This window comes from Bacillus sp. m3-13 (assembly GCF_000175075.1).
GTDB classification, from domain to species: domain Bacteria; phylum Bacillota; class Bacilli; order Bacillales; family Bacillaceae_I; genus Sutcliffiella_A; species Sutcliffiella_A horikoshii_C.
The window spans coordinates 1-18,370 of sequence record NZ_ACPC01000008.1 but is presented as its reverse complement, the minus strand read 5'-3'; the positions used below and the strand labels follow the sequence as shown (position 1 = coordinate 18,370).

At 45.6% G+C, this 18,370-nt stretch carries 21 protein-coding genes, 1 rRNA gene and 1 riboswitch; of the genes, 8 read left to right on the top strand and 14 right to left on the bottom strand.

What is annotated here, in order from left to right:
* Window positions 1–49: 49 nt before the first annotated feature.
* From purF to M313_RS0101700, 10 genes are all read right to left on the bottom strand, one after another.
* A complete protein-coding gene (purF, locus tag M313_RS0101745) occupies window positions 50–1,465 on the bottom strand; it encodes an amidophosphoribosyltransferase (RefSeq protein ID WP_029326287.1) in 1,416 nt (471 codons plus the stop codon).
* Window positions 1,450–3,672, bottom strand: a complete 2,223-nt coding sequence (purL, locus tag M313_RS0101740; protein WP_010191817.1) for a phosphoribosylformylglycinamidine synthase subunit PurL — start codon at window positions 3,670–3,672, stop codon at window positions 1,450–1,452. The genes purF and purL overlap by 16 nt, the downstream gene beginning before the upstream one ends.
* A complete protein-coding gene (purQ, locus tag M313_RS0101735; RefSeq protein WP_010191815.1) occupies window positions 3,656–4,342 on the bottom strand; it encodes a phosphoribosylformylglycinamidine synthase subunit PurQ in 687 nt (228 codons plus the stop codon). The genes purL and purQ overlap by 17 nt, the downstream gene beginning before the upstream one ends.
* A complete protein-coding gene (purS, locus tag M313_RS0101730; protein ID WP_010191813.1) occupies window positions 4,339–4,593 on the bottom strand; it encodes a phosphoribosylformylglycinamidine synthase subunit PurS in 255 nt (84 codons plus the stop codon). Before purS ends, purQ begins: the two co-directional genes overlap by 4 nt.
* Window positions 4,586–5,311 carry a phosphoribosylaminoimidazolesuccinocarboxamide synthase gene (gene purC / locus M313_RS0101725; RefSeq protein WP_010191812.1) on the bottom strand — a complete coding sequence of 242 codons (726 nt, stop codon included), beginning with the start codon at window positions 5,309–5,311 and terminating at the stop codon, window positions 4,586–4,588. Before purC ends, purS begins: the two co-directional genes overlap by 8 nt.
* Window positions 5,312–5,675: 364 nt before the next feature.
* Window positions 5,676–6,968, bottom strand: coding sequence for an adenylosuccinate lyase (gene purB / locus M313_RS0101720; protein WP_010191810.1), 1,293 nt, complete (start codon window positions 6,966–6,968; stop codon window positions 5,676–5,678).
* Complete coding sequence (purK, locus tag M313_RS0101715; protein ID WP_010191807.1) at window positions 6,965–8,125, bottom strand: 5-(carboxyamino)imidazole ribonucleotide synthase; 1,161 nt, start codon at window positions 8,123–8,125, stop codon at window positions 6,965–6,967. The genes purB and purK overlap by 4 nt, the downstream gene beginning before the upstream one ends.
* Window positions 8,109–8,597, bottom strand: coding sequence for a 5-(carboxyamino)imidazole ribonucleotide mutase (purE, locus tag M313_RS0101710; protein ID WP_010191804.1), 489 nt, complete (start codon window positions 8,595–8,597; stop codon window positions 8,109–8,111). The genes purK and purE overlap by 17 nt, the downstream gene beginning before the upstream one ends.
* A 294-nt stretch (window positions 8,598–8,891) precedes the next feature.
* Window positions 8,892–8,994: riboswitch (purine riboswitch) on the bottom strand.
* Window positions 8,995–9,096: 102 nt separating this feature from the next.
* Window positions 9,097–9,303, bottom strand: coding sequence for an NETI motif-containing protein (locus M313_RS0101705; RefSeq protein WP_010191802.1), 207 nt, complete (start codon window positions 9,301–9,303; stop codon window positions 9,097–9,099).
* Window positions 9,267–9,821 carry a DUF2179 domain-containing protein gene (locus M313_RS0101700; RefSeq protein ID WP_162014419.1) on the bottom strand — a complete coding sequence of 185 codons (555 nt, stop codon included), beginning with the start codon at window positions 9,819–9,821 and terminating at the stop codon, window positions 9,267–9,269. The genes M313_RS0101705 and M313_RS0101700 overlap by 37 nt, the downstream gene beginning before the upstream one ends.
* A gap of 210 nt (window positions 9,822–10,031) precedes the next feature.
* Between M313_RS0101700 and M313_RS0101695 the strand changes: the two genes are divergently transcribed.
* Window positions 10,032–11,570, top strand: coding sequence for a glycine betaine uptake BCCT transporter (locus M313_RS0101695; RefSeq protein ID WP_010191798.1), 1,539 nt, complete (start codon window positions 10,032–10,034; stop codon window positions 11,568–11,570).
* Window positions 11,571–11,654: 84 nt separating this feature from the next.
* On the opposite strand, the gene M313_RS0101690 is transcribed toward M313_RS0101695, so the two are convergent.
* The gene (locus tag M313_RS0101690) at window positions 11,655–12,902 is read right to left on the bottom strand and encodes an MFS transporter (protein ID WP_010191796.1); all 1,248 of its coding nucleotides are present in this window, start codon (window positions 12,900–12,902) and stop codon (window positions 11,655–11,657) included.
* Window positions 12,903–13,205: 303 nt separating this feature from the next.
* Between M313_RS0101690 and M313_RS0101680 the strand changes: the two genes are divergently transcribed.
* From M313_RS0101680 to M313_RS0101650, 7 genes are all read left to right on the top strand, one after another.
* Window positions 13,206–13,655, top strand: a complete 450-nt coding sequence (locus M313_RS0101680; RefSeq protein WP_010191793.1) for an Hsp20/alpha crystallin family protein — start codon at window positions 13,206–13,208, stop codon at window positions 13,653–13,655.
* Between the two features lie 269 nt (window positions 13,656–13,924).
* A complete protein-coding gene (gene sigY, locus M313_RS0101675; protein WP_010191791.1) occupies window positions 13,925–14,467 on the top strand; it encodes an RNA polymerase sigma factor SigY in 543 nt (180 codons plus the stop codon).
* A complete protein-coding gene (locus M313_RS0101670; RefSeq protein ID WP_148980118.1) occupies window positions 14,454–14,795 on the top strand; it encodes a YxlC family protein in 342 nt (113 codons plus the stop codon). Before sigY ends, M313_RS0101670 begins: the two co-directional genes overlap by 14 nt.
* Window positions 14,792–15,013, top strand: a complete 222-nt coding sequence (locus M313_RS0101665; protein WP_010191788.1) for a hypothetical protein — start codon at window positions 14,792–14,794, stop codon at window positions 15,011–15,013. Before M313_RS0101670 ends, M313_RS0101665 begins: the two co-directional genes overlap by 4 nt.
* Window positions 15,013–15,204, top strand: coding sequence for a PLD nuclease N-terminal domain-containing protein (locus M313_RS0101660; RefSeq protein ID WP_010191786.1), 192 nt, complete (start codon window positions 15,013–15,015; stop codon window positions 15,202–15,204). The genes M313_RS0101665 and M313_RS0101660 overlap by 1 nt, the downstream gene beginning before the upstream one ends.
* A 12-nt stretch (window positions 15,205–15,216) precedes the next feature.
* A complete protein-coding gene (locus M313_RS0101655; protein WP_010191785.1) occupies window positions 15,217–16,113 on the top strand; it encodes an ABC transporter ATP-binding protein in 897 nt (298 codons plus the stop codon).
* Window positions 16,110–16,886 carry an ABC transporter permease gene (locus M313_RS0101650; protein WP_010191783.1) on the top strand — a complete coding sequence of 259 codons (777 nt, stop codon included), beginning with the start codon at window positions 16,110–16,112 and terminating at the stop codon, window positions 16,884–16,886. Before M313_RS0101655 ends, M313_RS0101650 begins: the two co-directional genes overlap by 4 nt.
* Before the next feature lie 34 nt (window positions 16,887–16,920).
* On the opposite strand, the gene M313_RS0101645 is transcribed toward M313_RS0101650, so the two are convergent.
* From M313_RS0101645 to rrf, 3 genes are all read right to left on the bottom strand, one after another.
* Window positions 16,921–17,457 carry a P-loop NTPase family protein gene (locus M313_RS0101645; protein WP_010191781.1) on the bottom strand — a complete coding sequence of 179 codons (537 nt, stop codon included), beginning with the start codon at window positions 17,455–17,457 and terminating at the stop codon, window positions 16,921–16,923.
* 347 nt (window positions 17,458–17,804) lie between these two features.
* Complete coding sequence (locus M313_RS25675; protein ID WP_010191779.1) at window positions 17,805–17,975, bottom strand: hypothetical protein; 171 nt, start codon at window positions 17,973–17,975, stop codon at window positions 17,805–17,807.
* 119 nt (window positions 17,976–18,094) lie between these two features.
* Window positions 18,095–18,211 (bottom strand): 5S ribosomal RNA (gene rrf, locus M313_RS0101635).
* Between the last annotated feature and the right edge of the window lie 159 nt (window positions 18,212–18,370).

Below are 18,370 nucleotides of genomic sequence, written 5' to 3'. Positions count from 1 at the left end.
ATCCCGCCGCTTTTTGTAAGCTTTTTTTCGAAAATTGGTAATTTTACTACTAGCACTTCTCATGCGGCAGCACCGTGTCGGGGAAAATCTCCGTCGGATACTTGCCGGTAAAGCACGCCATGCACTGGCCGCGCGTCTCCCCGTCAAACGGACGGTCGATCGCTTCGACCAAGCCACCAGGACTTAAAAACGCCAACGAATCCGCGCCAATGATCTCCCGCATCTCTTCAACAGAATGAGAAGAAGCAATTAACTCCTCGTGCGTGGACGTGTCAATTCCATAAAAACAAGGATTCTTAATTGGCGGTGAACTGATGCGCACATGCACCTCTGTCGCACCCGCATCGCGAAGCATCTTCACAATTCTTCTGCTTGTCGTCCCGCGTACGATCGAATCATCGACCATTACAACTCGCTTGCCTTCCACGACTCCGCGGACAGGTGAAAGCTTCATCTTCACACCTTGCTCACGCAATGCTTGCGAAGGCTGGATGAACGTGCGGCCCACATATCTATTTTTAATCAAGCCAAGCTCATAAGGAATTCCCGAAAGTTCCGCGTAACCAATCGCCGCAGAAATACTGGAATCTGGTACACCTGTTACCACATCCGCCTCCACTGCCGATTCCATTGCCAGCTGCTTGCCAAGACTTTTTCTAGCTGTATGCACATTGATGCCGTCGATATTGCTGTCAGGTCTGGAAAAATAAATGTACTCCATGCTGCACATCGCACGTTGGGTATGCAACGTAAATCGCTCGGAATGCAAGCCCCCATTATCAATGATCAGCAGCTCCCCAGGCTCAATGTCACGGATAAACTCCGCTCCGACGACATCAAACGCACAAGTTTCAGATGCCACCACATAGGCATCATTCAACTTGCCCAACGAAAGTGGACGCAAGCCGTTCGGGTCAAGTGCTACCATCATTTCTGTCTCTGTCATGATTAAAAAGGCATACGCACCCTTTAACATCGACAACGCATTTTTCACACGATCCTTCAACAATGTGTAGCCGCTTCTTTTAATCAAATGCGCCAACACTTCCGTGTCAGAGGTCGTTTGTAAAATACTCCCCATCGTTTCCAGCTGATGCTTTAGCGCGTTAGCATTCACGAGATTTCCATTGTGTGCAAGTGCAAGACTGCCAGATTGAGAGTGAAACAATAAAGGCTGCACATTCTCATAACCGCCGCCCCCTGCCGTTGCATAACGGACATGGCCAATCGCGGCTTTTCCAGCGCCAAGTTCTTGCAATCTACCATTACCGAACACTTCGTTCACAAGGCCTTCCCCTTTTACCGCGACAAGCTTCTCTCCATCTGTTGAAACGATCCCAGCGCCTTCCTGGCCACGGTGCTGCAAGCTGTGCAGTCCGTAATAGGTAATCTGGGACGCTTCGGGATGTCCCCAGATCCCGAACACCCCACATTCCTCATTCAAGCCCTTTAGTTCAGCAAGCATGGAATGGCTCCTTTCCAAGCATCGCGAAGGTCGTCCACAGAGACGTGAACTGCCACTTCACGAGATGCCGATTCAATATGAAGATTTCCTGTTCTTGTCACCGTTCCTACTAAACTAGCATCCGCAACCACTGCCTCAAATGCCTCTTGATTTTCAGGACGAACAGAGACAACAAATCGAGATTGCGTTTCACTGAACAGTGCAGACGTCATGTTGCCTGTAAGCGTAACAGAAGCTCCCAAACCGCGAGCGCCCATCGCACTCTCCGCCAACGCAACTCCTACTCCACCTTCAGATACATCATGGGCAGATGCCACAAGTCCAGCGCGGATTGCCGCCAACAGCTCATCTTGACGTCTAGCTTCCACGTCTAAATCAATCGCAGGTGCCTTCCCGAAAATCTCGCCGTACGTAAGCTTCTGCAGCTCACTTCCGCCAAACTCAGAAGCCGTTTCACCGATTACATAAATCAGGTCGCCTTCATTTTTGAACTCCTGAGTTGTCACATGCTTCAAGTCGTCAATCAATCCGACCATGCCGACTACAGGTGTAGGGTAAACAGCCACACCGTTTGTTTCGTTGTATAAAGACACGTTACCACCGATAACTGGCGATTCTAGCTTGCGGCACGCTTCACTCATACCATCTGTTGCTTTTTCAATCTGCCAAAAGATCTCCGGCTTTTCCGGATTACCAAAATTCAGGCAGTCTGTGATCGCCAACGGCTTTGCACCGGAACACACGATATTACGCGCCGCTTCCGCCACCGCAATCATGCCGCCAACTTCTGGATCCAAATATAAATAACGGGAGTTACAGTCCGTTGTCATTGCCAACGCTTTTTCGGTACCACGAATCCTCACAACCGCTGCGTCAGAACCTGGAACTACTACCGTATTCGTACGTACTTGGTAGTCATACTGATCATAAACCCACTCTTTGCTCGCGATGGTCGGCTGCTTCAATAAAGCTACCAATGTCTCTTCATAGTCCGCAACTTCCGGTACCGCTACTTCCATCTCCTGGAATTCACGATAATAAGCAGGCTCAGTTGAAGGCTTGTGGTAAACAGGTGCTTCTTCAGCCAATGCATCGACCGGGACATCAGCAATCACTTCCCCTTTGTGAACAAGGCGCAGCTTTTTGTCATCCGTCACTTTTCCAATCGAAACAGCTTCTAAGCCATATTTTGAAACAATCTCATGCGCCTCGTGCTCACGGCCCACTTCCACGACGATTAGCATGCGCTCTTGAGATTCAGAAAGCATCATTTCATACCCAGTCATGCCTGTTTCACGCTGTGGCACAAGATCCAAGTTCATCTCAATTCCGGAACCTGCTTTAGAAGCCATTTCCGCAGACGAACTCGTCAAACCAGCTGCCCCCATATCCTGAATGCCGACTAGTCCATCCCATTTCACGATTTCCAAGCAAGCTTCCAACAATAATTTTTCCATAAAAGGATCGCCGACTTGTACGGCCGGACGTTTCTCTTCGGACGCTTCAGATAATTCTTCTGATGCAAAAGTTGCCCCGTGAATCCCGTCGCGTCCCGTTTTTGCCCCAACGTACATGACGGTATTGCCAACACCTTTTGCCTGCCCTTTTTTAATATCTTCATGATTGATCAAACCCACACACATCGCGTTCACAAGCGGGTTGCCATCGTACGCCGGGTCGAATTGGATCTCGCCGCCAACTGTCGGGATGCCCACACAGTTTCCGTAGCCAGCGATTCCTGCCACCACTTCTTCAAACAAATATTTCACGCGCGGAGATGTTAGTTCCCCAAAGCGCAGAGAATTCAATAACGCAATCGGACGTGCCCCCATCGAAAAGACATCACGGATGATTCCGCCAATGCCTGTTGCTGCGCCTTGATATGGCTCAATCGCAGACGGGTGATTATGACTTTCGATTTTGAACACGACTGCTTGATTGTCGCCAATGTCCACAATTCCCGCACCTTCCCCAGGACCTTGCAATACTTTCGGCCCATCAATCGGGAACTTGCGCAATACCGGCTTGGAATTCTTGTAGCTGCAATGCTCAGACCACATCACCGAAAATAGCCCGGTTTCTGTGTAATTTGGCAAACGCCCAAGAATTTTTTCTACCATTTGGAACTCTTCATCGCTTAGTCCCATTTCACGGTAAATGCCTTCCGCTTTGATCATCTCTGGATTTGGCTCAAGAAGTAACGACATGTGATTCCCTCCAATTACGAACGATAGATTGAAAGAGTTTAAGGCCATCTGCACTGCCTAACAGCTCAGAAACCGCTCTTTCCGGGTGTGGCATCATACCTAATACATTTCCTTTTTCATTTACAATCCCGGCAATATCATGTAGACTACCATTTGGATTGTCACCATTATAGGAAAAAGCAATTTGCCCATTGCTTACTAATTCCCCTAAGGTTTTCTCATCACAATAGTAATTTCCTTCCCCATGCGCAATGGGGATGGTGATGATCTCATCTTTTTCATACCCCGACGTGAACATTGTCTCATTGTTCACCACTTTTAACTCCACCGGACGGCACATGAACTTTAAGTTCTTGTTTCTTCTCATTGCCCCTGGAAGAAGACCTGACTCCAGCAAAATTTGAAACCCGTTGCATACACCCAAAATCGGCTTACCCGCTTCAGCAGCCTTTTGCACCTCAAGCATGACATTGGAAAAACGTGCAATCGCACCAGATCTTAGGTAATCCCCATACGAAAATCCTCCTGGAAGTAAAATTCCGTCATACTCCTCTAAGTTTGTTGCATCATGCCACACATAATCGACTTCTTCCCCAAGCTCGTCTTTGATTGCATGGTACATGTCTACATCACAGTTGGAGCCCGGAAACACGATGACTGCAAATTTCACGATCCAACAACCTCCTCCACCTCATAACGGAAGTCTTCAATCACGGTATTTGCCAATAAGCGCTCGCACATTTCCTTGACTAACACGTCTAGGTCACGGTCAGATTTTGCAATCGTCAACTCTAAAAATTTTCCGATACGAACTTCCTCGACCTCAATGTATGAAAGACTATGAAGCGAATTTTTCACCGCTGTTCCTTGTGGATCTAGTACGCTCTCTCTTAACGTTACGAATACCTTCACTTTATACATGTTGCTCTCCTCCAATACGTGCCAGTATTTTTTCGTATGCATCTGTCAGGCTTCCAAGGTTTCTGCGGAAGACATCCTTATCTAACTTCTCATTCGTATCCTTATCCCACAGGCGGCAAGTGTCCGGTGACACCTCATCGGCTAAAATGATTCTGCCATCCTCTGTTTTACCGAATTCAAGTTTGAAATCTACTAATCTCAGGTTCTTCTTTTCGAAAAATTCCGATAATACAACGTTCACCTTGCGCGCTACATGCTTCAAAATATCCACTTCAGCAGGTGTTGCAAGCTTCAATAGTTGGACATGATCTTCTGTGATGAGCGGATCACCAAGTGAGTCATCTTTATAGTAGAACTCGACGATTGGTTGCTCGAGCTTGATGCCTTCTTCGATCCCAAGGCGCTTTGCCATGCTGCCGGCAGTGATGTTTCGGACCACGACTTCCAGTGGAATGATGTCAACTTTTTTCACGAGTTGTTCTGTTTCAGACTTGCGTTCGATGAAGTGGTTTTCGATTCCGGCTTGTGTGAGCATGGAAAATAGTAAGCTAGTAATCTCGTTATTCAGTCGGCCTTTGCCTGTGATGTCGGCTTTTTTTTCGCCATTAAAGGCAGTGGCGGAGTTTTTATATTGAATCCAGACGACATTTTCGTCGGTTGTTGAGTAGACCAGTTTTGCTTTACCTTCATATAGTAGTGCTTGCTTTTGCAAGGTCATGGGTTTGCCTCCTGTAAAAAAGAGATGGTTTTTTGCGTTTACTCCCTGTTCATTTCCGTTGCAGGCACTCGCTTTCCGCGGGGCGGTGCTTGAGCCTCCTCACTTCGTTGCGGGGTCTCAACCTACCGCTTCCTTCCGCAGGAGTCTCGTGCCTTCCACTTCAATGAACAGGGGAAAACATTTTATGCAATTAGATTTGTTGAAATCAAGAGACAACCTAGCTGTTGCTTGGAGCAAAAGGCGTAGACTCCAGCGGGGGAGTAGCGACAATGTTGAGACCCCGCAGGCTTGCCGAGGAGGCTCAAGGTCGCCCCGCGGAAAGCGAAGCCTTTTGCGGAAAGCAACAGTGGTGTTTCACCAATTCCTAAAGCCCTAAACGATCAAAAATCGTATCAACATGTTGCAGGTGGTAATTGTAGTCGAAGCAGTCCTCAATTTGTGCCGGTGTTAGACGGGACGTAATTTTCTCTTCGCCTTCCACTAACTCACGGAAGTGTACTTGCTTCTCCCATGCTTCCATCGCTTTTGGCTGAACCGTGTCGTATGCTTCCTCACGGGACATGCCAGTGTCGATCAACGCAAGCAACACGCGCTGGGAGTAGATAAGACCCAATGTGCGGTCCATGTTGCGCTTCATGTTTTCCGGGAACACCGTCAAGTTTTTGATGATGTTACCAAAACGGTTTAGCATATAATTCAATGCGATCGTGCTGTCTGGTAAAATGATGCGCTCTGCAGAAGAATGCGAGATATCGCGCTCATGCCAAAGTGGCACATTCTCATAAGCAGTCATCATATATCCGCGGATCACGCGCGCTAGACCTGTCATATTCTCGGAACCGATCGGATTACGCTTATGCGGCATAGCCGAAGATCCTTTTTGTCCTTTTGCAAAGAACTCTTCTACTTCGCGTGTTTCACTCTTTTGCAGTCCGCGTACTTCCACTGCAAATTTTTCGATGGAAGTTGCGATCAACGCCAGTGTGCTTAAGTAGTGAGCATGACGGTCACGTTGTAAAGTTTGTGTAGAGATTGGCGCACGTTGCAAGCCTAACTTTTCGCATACATACTCTTCTACAAACGGGTTGATGTTGGCGTAAGTTCCAACCGCACCGGAAATTTTTCCGAACTCGATGCCTTCTGCCGCTTGTTTGAAACGCTCAAGGTTACGTTTCATTTCCTCGTACCATAGAGCAAGCTTCAAACCGAATGTTGTCGGCTCTGCGTGAACCCCGTGCGTACGGCCCATCATCACTGTGTATTTATGGTCTTGCGCTTTTTCTTTTAAAATAGTGACAAAGCGTTCGATGTCAGCAAGTAGGATCTCGTTAGCCTGCTTCAATTGGTAAGATAAAGCCGTGTCGACTACATCTGTAGAAGTTAATCCGTAATGTACCCACTTTTTCTCGTCGCCAAGTGTTTCAGATACCGCTCTTGTAAAAGCAACCACGTCATGGCGAGTTTCCGCTTCAATTTCTTTGATGCGCTCGATATCGAAGGATGCTTTTTCACGAAGTACCTTTACGTCTTCTTTCGGGATGTCCCCAAGCTCCGCCCATGCTTCACAAGCTAGAATTTCCACTTCAAGCCAAGCCTGAAAACGGTTCTCCTCTGTCCAAATCGCGCCCATCTCGGGTCTTGTATAACGTTCAATCATGTTAAAATCCTCCGTTCAACTGTGTTCCATATCTGCCAGGAAGCCTCTTGCTCCAAAGCCTGTTCTATTGTATCAGCTAAAATGTTGATATGTCCCATTTTTCGTTTCTCTTTTTTCTCGTGCTTGCCGTATAAATGAAGCTTGGCATTTTCATAATGAGGAATGTGCTCAATTGCCGCATCCACATGTTCCCCTAATAGATTAACCATTACCGCAGGCTTCCATAAGGTCGTTTTTCCAAGAGGCATCCCTGCCACCGCTCTAATGTGCTGCTCAAACTGTGATGTCTCGCAAGCATCCATCGTATAGTGTCCAGAGTTATGCGGCCTTGGCGCCAGTTCATTTATATAAAAGGTCCCATCTTCAAGGACAAACATCTCGACCGCCAGTGTTCCGATAAGATTGAAATGCCTTGCCAACGTCATCGCACTTTGAATCGCGTTCATCTCGAGAATCTGATCGACCCTTGCAGGTGCGATTGTTTTATATAAAATATTTTCCCGATGTTCGTTTTCTCCGACTGGGAAAGCCTTGATTTCACCTGTTGTGCTTCGTGCCACAACAACGGATATTTCTTTTACGAAAGGAATCCATTTTTCTAGGACACATTCGCCGTGTTCAAGGAGTTTTGTAGCCTGTTCGAGCGCTGTATCATCCTTTAAAACTACCTGGCCTTTGCCGTCATAACCGAATCGACTCGTTTTCAGGACACTTGGATAGCCGATCTTTTGGATGGCTTCGTTGAGCTCTGCCTCTGTCGTTACTTCCATAAAAGGTGCAACCTGAAGCCCAGCTGCTTCAATCGCCATTTTTTCGGTAGCGCGATGCTGGGTTACTTTTAACACTTCACTTCCCTGTGGCAAGTAGGCGTTCTCCTCAAGCCAAGTGAGCGCTTCGTAATCAATGTTTTCAAACTCATAGGTGACGACATCGGATAATGAAGCAAGTTTTTTGATGGCTTCCATGTCGTTAAATGCCGCGGTGATTTCGATGTCTGCGACCTGTCCGCATGGTGAATCTGGTGTTGGGTCAAGCACGGCGATTTTGAATCCCATTGCTTTTGCTGATTGGGCCATCATTCGGCCAAGTTGTCCGCCGCCGATGATGCCGATGGTTGCTGGTGGGGTGATCTTTTTAAAATTAAACAAGCTGATCACTACTTTCTATCACTTGTTGTTCTGTCGCTTCTCTTCGTGTTTGCAGGCGTTCTGCCGTGTTGCTGTCATAAGCGCCGATCATTTGTGCTGCAAGGAGCCCTGCGTTTGTTGCTCCGGCTTTTCCGATGGCAACGGTCGCGACTGGCACACCGCCTGGCATCTGGACGATGGAGAGCAGGGAATCTAGGCCGTTGAGTGCTTTGGATTGAACCGGCACACCGATTACTGGTAGCGTGGTTTTGGCTGCTACCATTCCAGGTAGGTGTGCTGCTCCTCCTGCTCCGGCGATGATGACTTTTAGGCCTCGTTCTCTTGCTTGTTCTGCGTAGGTGAACATGAGGTCTGGTGTGCGGTGTGCGGATACGACTTTCTTTTCGTATGGTATATGGAGTTCGTCAAGCATGTCACATGCGTGTTTCATTGTTTCCCAATCGGAAGTACTTCCCATGATCACTCCAACTAAAGCGTTCATTTTGTTGCCTCCCTTTTAAAAATTTTAAGTGGTATCGCGTTTAACTCCCTGTTTCCTTTCGTTCCAGGTGTTCGCTTTCCGCGGGACGGTGCTTGAGCCTCCTCACTTCGTTGCGGGGTCTCAACCTACCGTTACTCCCCCGCTGGAGTCTCACACCTTGCACTCCAGTCAACAGGGTGGTTTTTTAAAAACAGAAAAGCCCAGATTGGACTGGTCCCTGGGTTAGAGGGAAAGCAGTCCATCTGGGCTTTCATTAGCATGGGTAAACAAACTTAGTCGCCATGAAAAACATAGATAGTGTTAACTTCCCCTCATAGTCCGACCAATTTACGGCGGTCAGGTAGAGACTTATGGGCCATATTCCCAAAATTATATGAGGTTTCATTATTCGTTTTTTAATTCGTTTTCATCTACGTTTATCTTACCGTCAATTCGGGTCAATGTCAACGAAAATCAGAACAATGTAGTTTATTTGTCGATTAATGTTCGTATTTTGGTGTTATTTTTCTATTAATTTGCCTTCAAATACTGTTTTTCTTCCAATTGGATATACTTCTTTGTGTCCGTTTTTTACTGTCTCCTGAAATATCGGCTCTTCCATCCGGCGAGAAGGCATGTAGCCTTCCTTTGCCATCCGGTCGAGGCAGTCACTGATGCTTTCGTTTTCCATCACTTCGAATTTTCGTTTTCGCGGCGTTTTACCCATTCTTTAATTTTCCTTTCCTTTACGGCTTTGACCCAGAACCCGCCATGGATGGTTTTTGGTTCGTAGGCAATGATGAATGCCTTGGGGTCATGCTCTTTAATGGCATGATACAAGCTTACTTCATATTTTCTAGGTGTTAAAATTTGCATGGCCATTCGGTCGCCTTCAAGACCATTAGCCTGCCAGTTGGTCACCCCGTACCCTTTTTCACGCAAAAGTTTTGGCAGATCCTTGTCATACTCCTTCGTAATAACATTAACGGTGGTGTATCCAAGTGCCAGTTTTTCTTCTATTTTCATTCCGACAATAACACCAATCCCATAACCTAGAGCATATGCAGCTAAGTTTTGGATTTCATTGAGGTTGTCTAACACTAGGCCAAGACCCACCACATAGATGACCACTTCGACCATACTGATCCCCGCGGCCAAATAACGTTGACCCTTTAAGGTCAAAATCATTCTTATCGTGAAAAATGAGACGTAAACAATATTGATAATGATGATGATTGCTACCATAACAAAACTATTTTCAAGCAAAATACATGCCTCCTAGATGACAAATCTAGTAACTAATTCTAATGGAACCTGCTATAACCTGTAAACACTTTAGGTAAATTAATTGGACTAAAGTCCCAGAAGTGTTAGGATAGTATAGCTGCCGTTTTTGTAACAAATACTTAACCTATGAAAGAAGTGATGAGAAATCATTAAAGGAGTGAAAACATTATGAAGAAAGCAACCCCTGTATTTATTGTTTCTATTATAGTTGCTGTCTTATTCATTATTTGGGGCGTGATTCCCGCAAGCATGTTGGGAAATGCCGCTCTAAAGCCTGTCACAGAAGCTGTGCAAGGTTTTATTGTTGATAAGTTCGGCTGGTTTTATCTTTTAACTGCAACAGGATTTTTGTTATTTAGCATTATTCTTATATTCACTAAATTCGGCCGTATTAAACTTGGTAAAGATACGGACGAACCGGAATACAATTACATCACCTGGTTTGCGATGTTATTTAGTGCCGGGATGGGTATCGGATTAGTATTTTGGGGTGCTTCAGAGCCGATGTATCATTTTTTCGCCCCACCGACCGGAGAAGGGCAAACGTCTGAAGCGGCCAGGGTAGCAATGCGCTATTCATTTTTCCATTGGGGACTGCATCCTTGGGCCATCTATTCTGTCATCGCGCTTGCCTTAGCGTATTTCCAGTTTAGAAAAGGTTCACCAGGAGTTATCAGCTCCATCTTACGACCAATCCTAGGGGACCGGGTTGATGGCCATCTTGGTACATTCATCAACTTTATCGCGGTTTTTGCGACCATCTTTGGTGTTGCAACTTCCCTTGGGCTTGGAGCGATCCAAATTAGCGGTGGACTTTCTAGTGTCACCCCGGCTATCACAAACAATATCACGACACAACTGATTGTCATCGCAGTAGTGACAGTATTGTTTATGCTTTCTGCACAGACTGGGTTGAACAAAGGAATTAAATACTTGAGTAACCTGAATGTCGTGCTCGCAATTTCTTTAATGTTGTTCTTGCTGTTTGCAGGGCCAACTAATTTCATTATGGATCTGTTTACCACAACGATTGGTAGCTATGTTCAAAACCTGCCATCCATGAGCTTCCGCCTGTTCCCGTTTGATGCGGATAATTCTTGGGTACAAGATTGGACGATTTTCTACTGGGCATGGTGGATTGCCTGGGCACCATTTGTGGGCACATTCATCGCCCGCATTTCTAAAGGGCGGACAATCCGTGAATTCTTACTGGGAGTATTATTAGTTCCAACCATTTTCGGAGGATTATGGTTCTCCGTATTCGGTGGTTCAGCAATATTCCTGGAGTATTTTGAAGGAATTCCTGTTTATAGCGTTATCGAGGAGTCTGGAATGGAAGTGGCATTGTTCTCTGTCTTGCAAAATTATCCGCTTGGCATGATTATGTCTGGGCTTGCCATCTTCCTGATCTGCACCTTCTTCATCACTTCAGCAGATTCAGCAACTTTTGTACTTGGCATGCAAACAACCAATGGCAGTATGCACCCGCCAAACTCCATCAAGTTTGTATGGGGGCTTATTCAATCGGCAGCAGCAGCAATCCTGCTTTGGACCGGTGGCCTCGAAGCACTTCAAACTGCTTCCATCATCGCCGCCTTCCCATTCGCCATCATCATGATTCTCATGGTCTTATCGCTCATGAAATCATTCAAAAGCGAAAAATTCACCAACGTGACCAAACCGGTGAATGTGGAAAAGAAAGACTAAGCAACACAATAAGGAATAGTAAAACCCCGCCTTTTTTGAGGCGGGGTTTTTAGTGCTTTAACGGAGTGAGAGTCAGACCCCTCTTTACCTCTTCATCACTTTACCATATAAAACAACTGCAGGCAGCAGTAGCATGGCACCGAGGACGAGGGCGGTTCGAATGTAGTATCTAGTGGCGATGACGCCGACGAATGGTCCTCCGAGGCCTTGGCCGACCGCCTTGCCTTGGCCCATGATGGATAGGACGGTGGCACGGGATTTACTTTCTAGCTGCTGGTTCAGCCACGCCTGGTACATTGGTGCGGTGATGGAACAGATAATGCCAAGCACCCAGAAGCATACTATGGCCAAGTAGAAGGTTGGTGTTACCGCGAAAAGAACCAGGAAGATAACCTGCCCCATTGTAAAATAAAACAAGCTGTATCTGATCACCTTTGGCTCATTCACATCAAATCGGCGTTGGTACCATTCCATCGCGCCGATGCTAATCAAAGTCCCTACAAACTGAATGACACCAAACCAAACAACCACATCAAGCGTTCCAATGCTCGGAAACGTGAAGGCTTCCAACAAATGCGCTTCCCAGAGACGGTCAAAACCCTCAGATGTCGCACCGATAAATACCGTCACCACTAACAGCATGACAAGCACCGGCTTATTTTTTATAAAATACACACCAGAAATAAACGTCCCGGCCATTGCTTTCAATGGATTCACGGTGGCATTTTCCACTCGCTTGAAATTCTTTTCCTTCATATTAAGACATAAGAAGATGCCAAGCAAAATGTAAAGCACCCCTCCTGCCAGATAAGGAAGATTCAGTGCAATGCTTGCAAGCGCCACACTGATGATGATTCCAACAAGGCTCGCAATTAGACGAAGCTGATTCGTACGGACGAATATTTTGGCAACGGCCTCATTCCCCACTTCATCTGTCAGCCATGCCTGATCCGCTCCACTTAGGAATGTTTCTCCGATTCCGCGGATGAACTCAGCAAATAGCAATAAGACGAAAGCGGACAGCACTCCGACTGCCAATGTACTGTTGCTGAGATAAGGAATACTACCTTCAAAAATAAAGGCAACTCCTAAGATATAGGTTGCAATGATGATGGACAGTCTCCTACTATACGTATCCGCAACGACCCCCGTGATACTTTCAAAAACAATAACAGTCAGCTCAATGGCCGTTCCAATTAATATTAGTTGCAAAGGATTCAATCCTAATTCTTCAATATAATAGATCGCATACGTCGTAAACATGATGGAGCTCGCAAGCGAAATGATAATATTCATTGTGTAATACACATGCTTTGTTTCCAATTTATTCATTGTTACCTACTTTCCAGCAAGCAACAACACGGTTTTAAACGCTAGTCGTCACTTGCTAATACGATGTAATTTCCTTTGTGTTTTCGTTTAAAATCCATGTATAGTTTTTTGACATGTTTAAACACCTCCATTTCAAAATATACCATGATTTTCCTCATCTGTGTTTAAGAGAAAATCGACAAACAGATTATATATTGGCTTAGGACCTTATGAGTTAGGAACTTTCCTAGGCACTTCCACGCCCATCTCTGCATAATCTATTGGCAAAGAGAATGCACCCCTTGAAAGGAAGCGTGATGGACGATGATGCCCTTCAATCAATTCAAAAACATGGGAGACTGGCGCAAGCAGTGGGATCAGTTCTTCGGAGATGAGTTTTGGAACGGTTTTGAGCCATACTTTGAAAATATGCAGACCCAGACCAATCTTTATAAAAAAGAGAATGAACTGCTATGTGTTATGTGCCTGCCAGGTCTTGTGAACCCAGAACAAGTACAACTATTTGTGCGCCCGCAACAGCTTGAAGTAAAAGGACAAATCAACCTCAACATCCAAGGTTACGAATTAGTCGAAGAGGGAATTGCACAAGGCGAATTCCAACGCACCTTCGAACTTCCATTCCCTGTCCGCGACGACAAAGTAGACGCCACCTACGAAAACGGCCTCCTCCTCATCCAACTCCACCGCCACATCATAAGCGACACCAAACGCCAAATCTACGTCAGAGGCGGCGCGAACAAGGAGAAGGGGTAAGGGAAAATAAAAAACCGAAAAGGGGTCAGACCCCTCTAGGAATTTCCACTTCGACGTCGAATACTATATAAGTTAACCACTTTCATTCTCTGCCCCTTCACCTACGAAGGGGTTTTTTATATGGTTTTTAGGTGAGTTTAATAAGTGAATTACGCCGACAAAAAAAACAAAAAAAATTTAAAATTAAAATGAACGGTTTGTAAATTCGCAGCGTCTTATGGTTGAACGAACGAAAACACATGAAAACAGAAAAGAAAGGAGGCATCGATTTGGAGCAGGAAGAAGACATTTATCTGATACAAGAGGCAATCACAGGCGACGACGATGCCTTCACCCAGCTATTTCAGAAGCACTATTCTTTTCTATACAAATACTTACTCAAACTTACATTGAACGAAGAAACGAGCAGCGACCTCGCACAGGAAACCATGATGAGATGCTACACAAACCTTGCCTCGTTTAAAGGAGACGGGAAATTCTCCACTTGGATGATCTCGATTGCCTCTAGGCTCTACATCGATTCCATCCGAAAAAAAGAGCGCGAGAAGAAAAAAGCCAACCGGCTCCTGCATGTCCTATCAAGACAGCTCAACTTCCGCTCAAAATCAAACGGCATGGAATGGAGCGACACGTTCTCAGACTTCAACCAGCTGCCACCAGACACAAGAACACCTATTTTACTAAGGCATTATTACGGCTACACCTATGAGGAAATTGGCGCCATGCTAGGCATCAGAACAGGAACAGTAAAATCAAGAGTCCACAACGGGATCAAAACGCTAAGAAAGGAGTGGGACCATGATGAAGAGTAAACAAGATAACCAAGAACAGGAACTTCTAACACAACTTCACAAAGACTGGCAGCAACTAGACGAACTCGGGTCACCTCCTATCCCAACCGCCCAGCAAATGCAGGAACAGCTTCATCTGGCAAAATCGGCAAAGCGCAAAGCTTTTCAAAAGGAACTCAGTATTTTCATCATGACGGCGCTTATCCTTTTAACAGCCTTTACAGCAACGATGTTTCAAGCACCAATACTATATCTCGTCATCCAAGTGTCCGCACTCGTCCTAGCACCGATTATTTTTTACATCTTGCAAAAAAGCAAAGCCAAACAGGAAGGGCGAATCCTGTCATGACGCCAGAAAAACTAGACCAACTGTACACGATTCTGCCATGGCTCATTCCTGTTCTGTTGACGCAAAGTATCATCCTGTTCATTGACGCTAAGAAAAAAGGCAGTTATGCCTGGTTCTGGGGGATTTGGGGTCTGATTCAATTCCCACTGCCGACCCTGTTCTACCTGATATTCGTATTCTACCCACATCATAAGAGACAAAAGAGGAGAGGATTGTAATGGAAAACATCAACTGGTCACTTGCCACACCACTAATCGTTTTGCAACTTATCTTAGTCATCACGGCCCTAATCAGCCTTATCCGCCAAGAACAAACAAACGGACCTAAATGGGCTTGGGCACTCATCATTCTTTTCATCACCACCATCGGCCCGATTCTTTATTTCGTAATCGGCCGAAAAAATAACTAGGGAGCGACCGGAATGTTACTTGAAATCAATAACTTAACCAAAACATTTAAACAGCACCAAGCCGTCAAAGGCATTTCTTTTCATATAGAAAAAGGAAGTTGTGTCGCACTCCTCGGTCCAAACGGCGCCGGGAAAACAACCACCCTGCAGATGCTTGCGGGACTTCTGACACCAACTTCCGGAAACATAAGCTTTTCCGAAAACAACGAAAAGGACTATCGTCACCAAATTGGCTTCCTACCGCAGCATCCTTCCTTTTTTTCCTGGATGACACCAAAGGAATATTTACAATTCGCAGGCAAACTCTCCCACCTTCCAAAGGCTCAGCTCAAAACCAAGATTGAGGAAACACTGGAGTTTGTCAGCTTAACAGACGTGAAAAATAAACGCATAGGCGGCTTCTCCGGTGGAATGAAACAGCGCCTGGGCCTTGCGCAAGCCTTATTGCACGACCCAGAGCTACTGATTCTCGACGAACCCGTATCTGCACTGGACCCAGACGGCAGACGCGACGTCTTAAAAATACTCACTGTACTAAAAAGCCGAATGACCATCCTGTTTTCCACCCATGTCCTACATGATGCAGAACAAGTTTGCGACACCGTGATCATGCTAAAAGACGGCCAAATCAAGTGGGACGGCAGCCTGGATTCGTTACGATCCGAGCATACAACCTCTGCTGTAAAAATAAAAACAGAAGAATCTCTCACTGGCCAATTAGACGGCATTCCAAGTATAGAGTCCATCGACTATCATGACACTCAAACTGCCACCATCCATGTAAACGCAACAAACTTCCGCAGCACAACCTTATTAACCAATTTGCTAGAAAACAAACTCACTCTATCACACTATGAAAAGGTGCAAGATTCCCTTGAAGACGCATATATGAAGGTGATGAACACATGAAAAACTTCACAACCCTCTTTATAAAAGAAATGCTAGAAAGCATGCGCAATGGTAAATGGATCTGGCTACCGATCGTCATCATGATTATCGGCATATCCCAGCCACTCACCAGCTACTATATGCCACAAATCATTGAATCCGCCGGTAACCTGCCAGAAGGAGCCGTCATCGAAATCCCGACTCCCTCCGGAGAAGAAGTACTTGCCGGCACACTAGGCCAATACGGCACCCTTGCCACGCTACTATTTGTGCTAGCTTCAATGAGTGCCATTTCCATCGAACGTCAAAACGGCACCCTAACACTCGTCATGGCCCGTCCTGTCCAGCCCTTTCAGTACATCCTAAGCAAATGGACAGCACAACTCGTCATTGCCCTAACATCCCTGCTACTAAGCTACGTGCTCACCTGGTACTATACCAATCTACTATTCAACAAAGTAGATTGGCACATCATGCTGGCAAGCCTTGGTGTCTACAGCTTATGGATCGTGCTGATTATCTCTGTCACCATCTTTGCAGGAACTCTGCTCCGCACCTCAGGAGGCATTGCCGGAGTGAGCGTATCCTTCCTTGCACTCTTGACTGTATCCACCGGACTCTTCACAAAATTTATGGAATGGAGCCCGGCAAAGCTAAGAGAACACGCAACTGCCATTCTCATGCAAGGAGAGCTTCTAGAGAACGGCCTGCTCGTTATTGTAGCTACACTCAGCCTTTCTCTCCTTCTTATACTTTTGGCAACCTTTAACTTTAAGAGATTTGAACAGTTTTAACTTCTATAAAAAAAAGAGTAGCTACTGGTCTTCTTTAAGAAGCCGAGCTACTCTTTGCTTTTTCTATCTCTTGTAAAAAATATTCAATGGCCCTTTGCCCCTTGAGCCTCACTACCAACTTGTCCTCTTGGTAAAAATCCAGCCTCTGTTTCATCGCCTTCTTCCTTGCACGGTAAGTGGTAATGATAAATTTTAGGAAACTCCATTCCATTCTCTCCGTACACTCCCCGCCAAGATCAGGACGCCTATTCCCAAGGTTAGTCAGCCACCTCTTTATTACACGATACAAGCAAACCCGTAACGGAAGCTCCAGATAGATGATGGTATCCGCCTTTTCAGCTCTTATATCAAAAGTAGCCGTATAGTTTCCTTCCACAATCCAAGAGTTGTGGTTTTTTAATATTGCCTGCTGCGATTGTGTAAACTCCTCCATGCTTGTCTGCACCCAGCCCGGTTTCCAAAAGAAAGCATCCAAGTGAAACACCTTTACGTCTAAAGCTTTCCCAAGTCTCGTGGCGAAAGTGGATTTCCCTGCTCCGGCTGATACCCCAATGACCATAATCCGCTGCATGTTTGGTTTCCCTCCCTTTTTGCATTAACGTTCTATGTTTAGGATATTTAGTATAGAGGAAATTAGTGGGAAAATCTAGGGGGAGGAAAGGTTTTAAAGACTTTATCTGTGAGCATTTGTCTTCTAGAAGGTCTTAATAACGGCCTTAAAGACGTCTACGATGAATACTTCACTTCAGAAAAGTCTTTATAGCGTCTATCAAGACCTTTTCATTGGAATTTTCCCCGCCAAAGTGTCTTCATAACCTTAATGAAGACACTTTTAGTAAAATTTCCGTCTTGAAACTGTCTTCATAACCATGATGAAGACACTTTCAACTAACGAAGCCGCTTGAAAGTGTCTTCATCTTACATATATTGGTGGTAAACGATGACAAAACTATCTTCTTCCTCATTGTTTTGGCACGGTTCCACCTCTACGATGACAAAATCTCCTCTTGTTCCATTGTTTTGGCATCGTTCCGCCTTTACGACGACAAAAGCTCCTCTTGTTCCATTGTTTTGGCATCGTTCCGCCACTCCAATGACAAAACCTCCTCTTTCACAAGGATTCTATCCTCGTTCCGCCCCAACTTCCCTAAAAGAAAACACAAAAAAACCAGCACTTATATAAATAAGCACTGGTTTCCCATAAATTTGCCTGGCAACGTCCTACTCTCACAGGGGGAGATCCCCCAACTACCATCGGCGCTGAAGAGCTTAACTTCCGTGTTCGGTATGGGAACGGGTGTGACCTCTTCGCCATCATTACCAGACAATTACTATTATAATATAACTTGTAGGAAAAATCAAGAAGTTTTTCAACTTTCTTGTTCCTTCAAAACTAGATAATGTGTTCATATCAAGAAATTCATATCGTTCACTTATTTCGATACTTAATTGGGTTAAGTCCTCGATCGATTAGTATTCGTCAG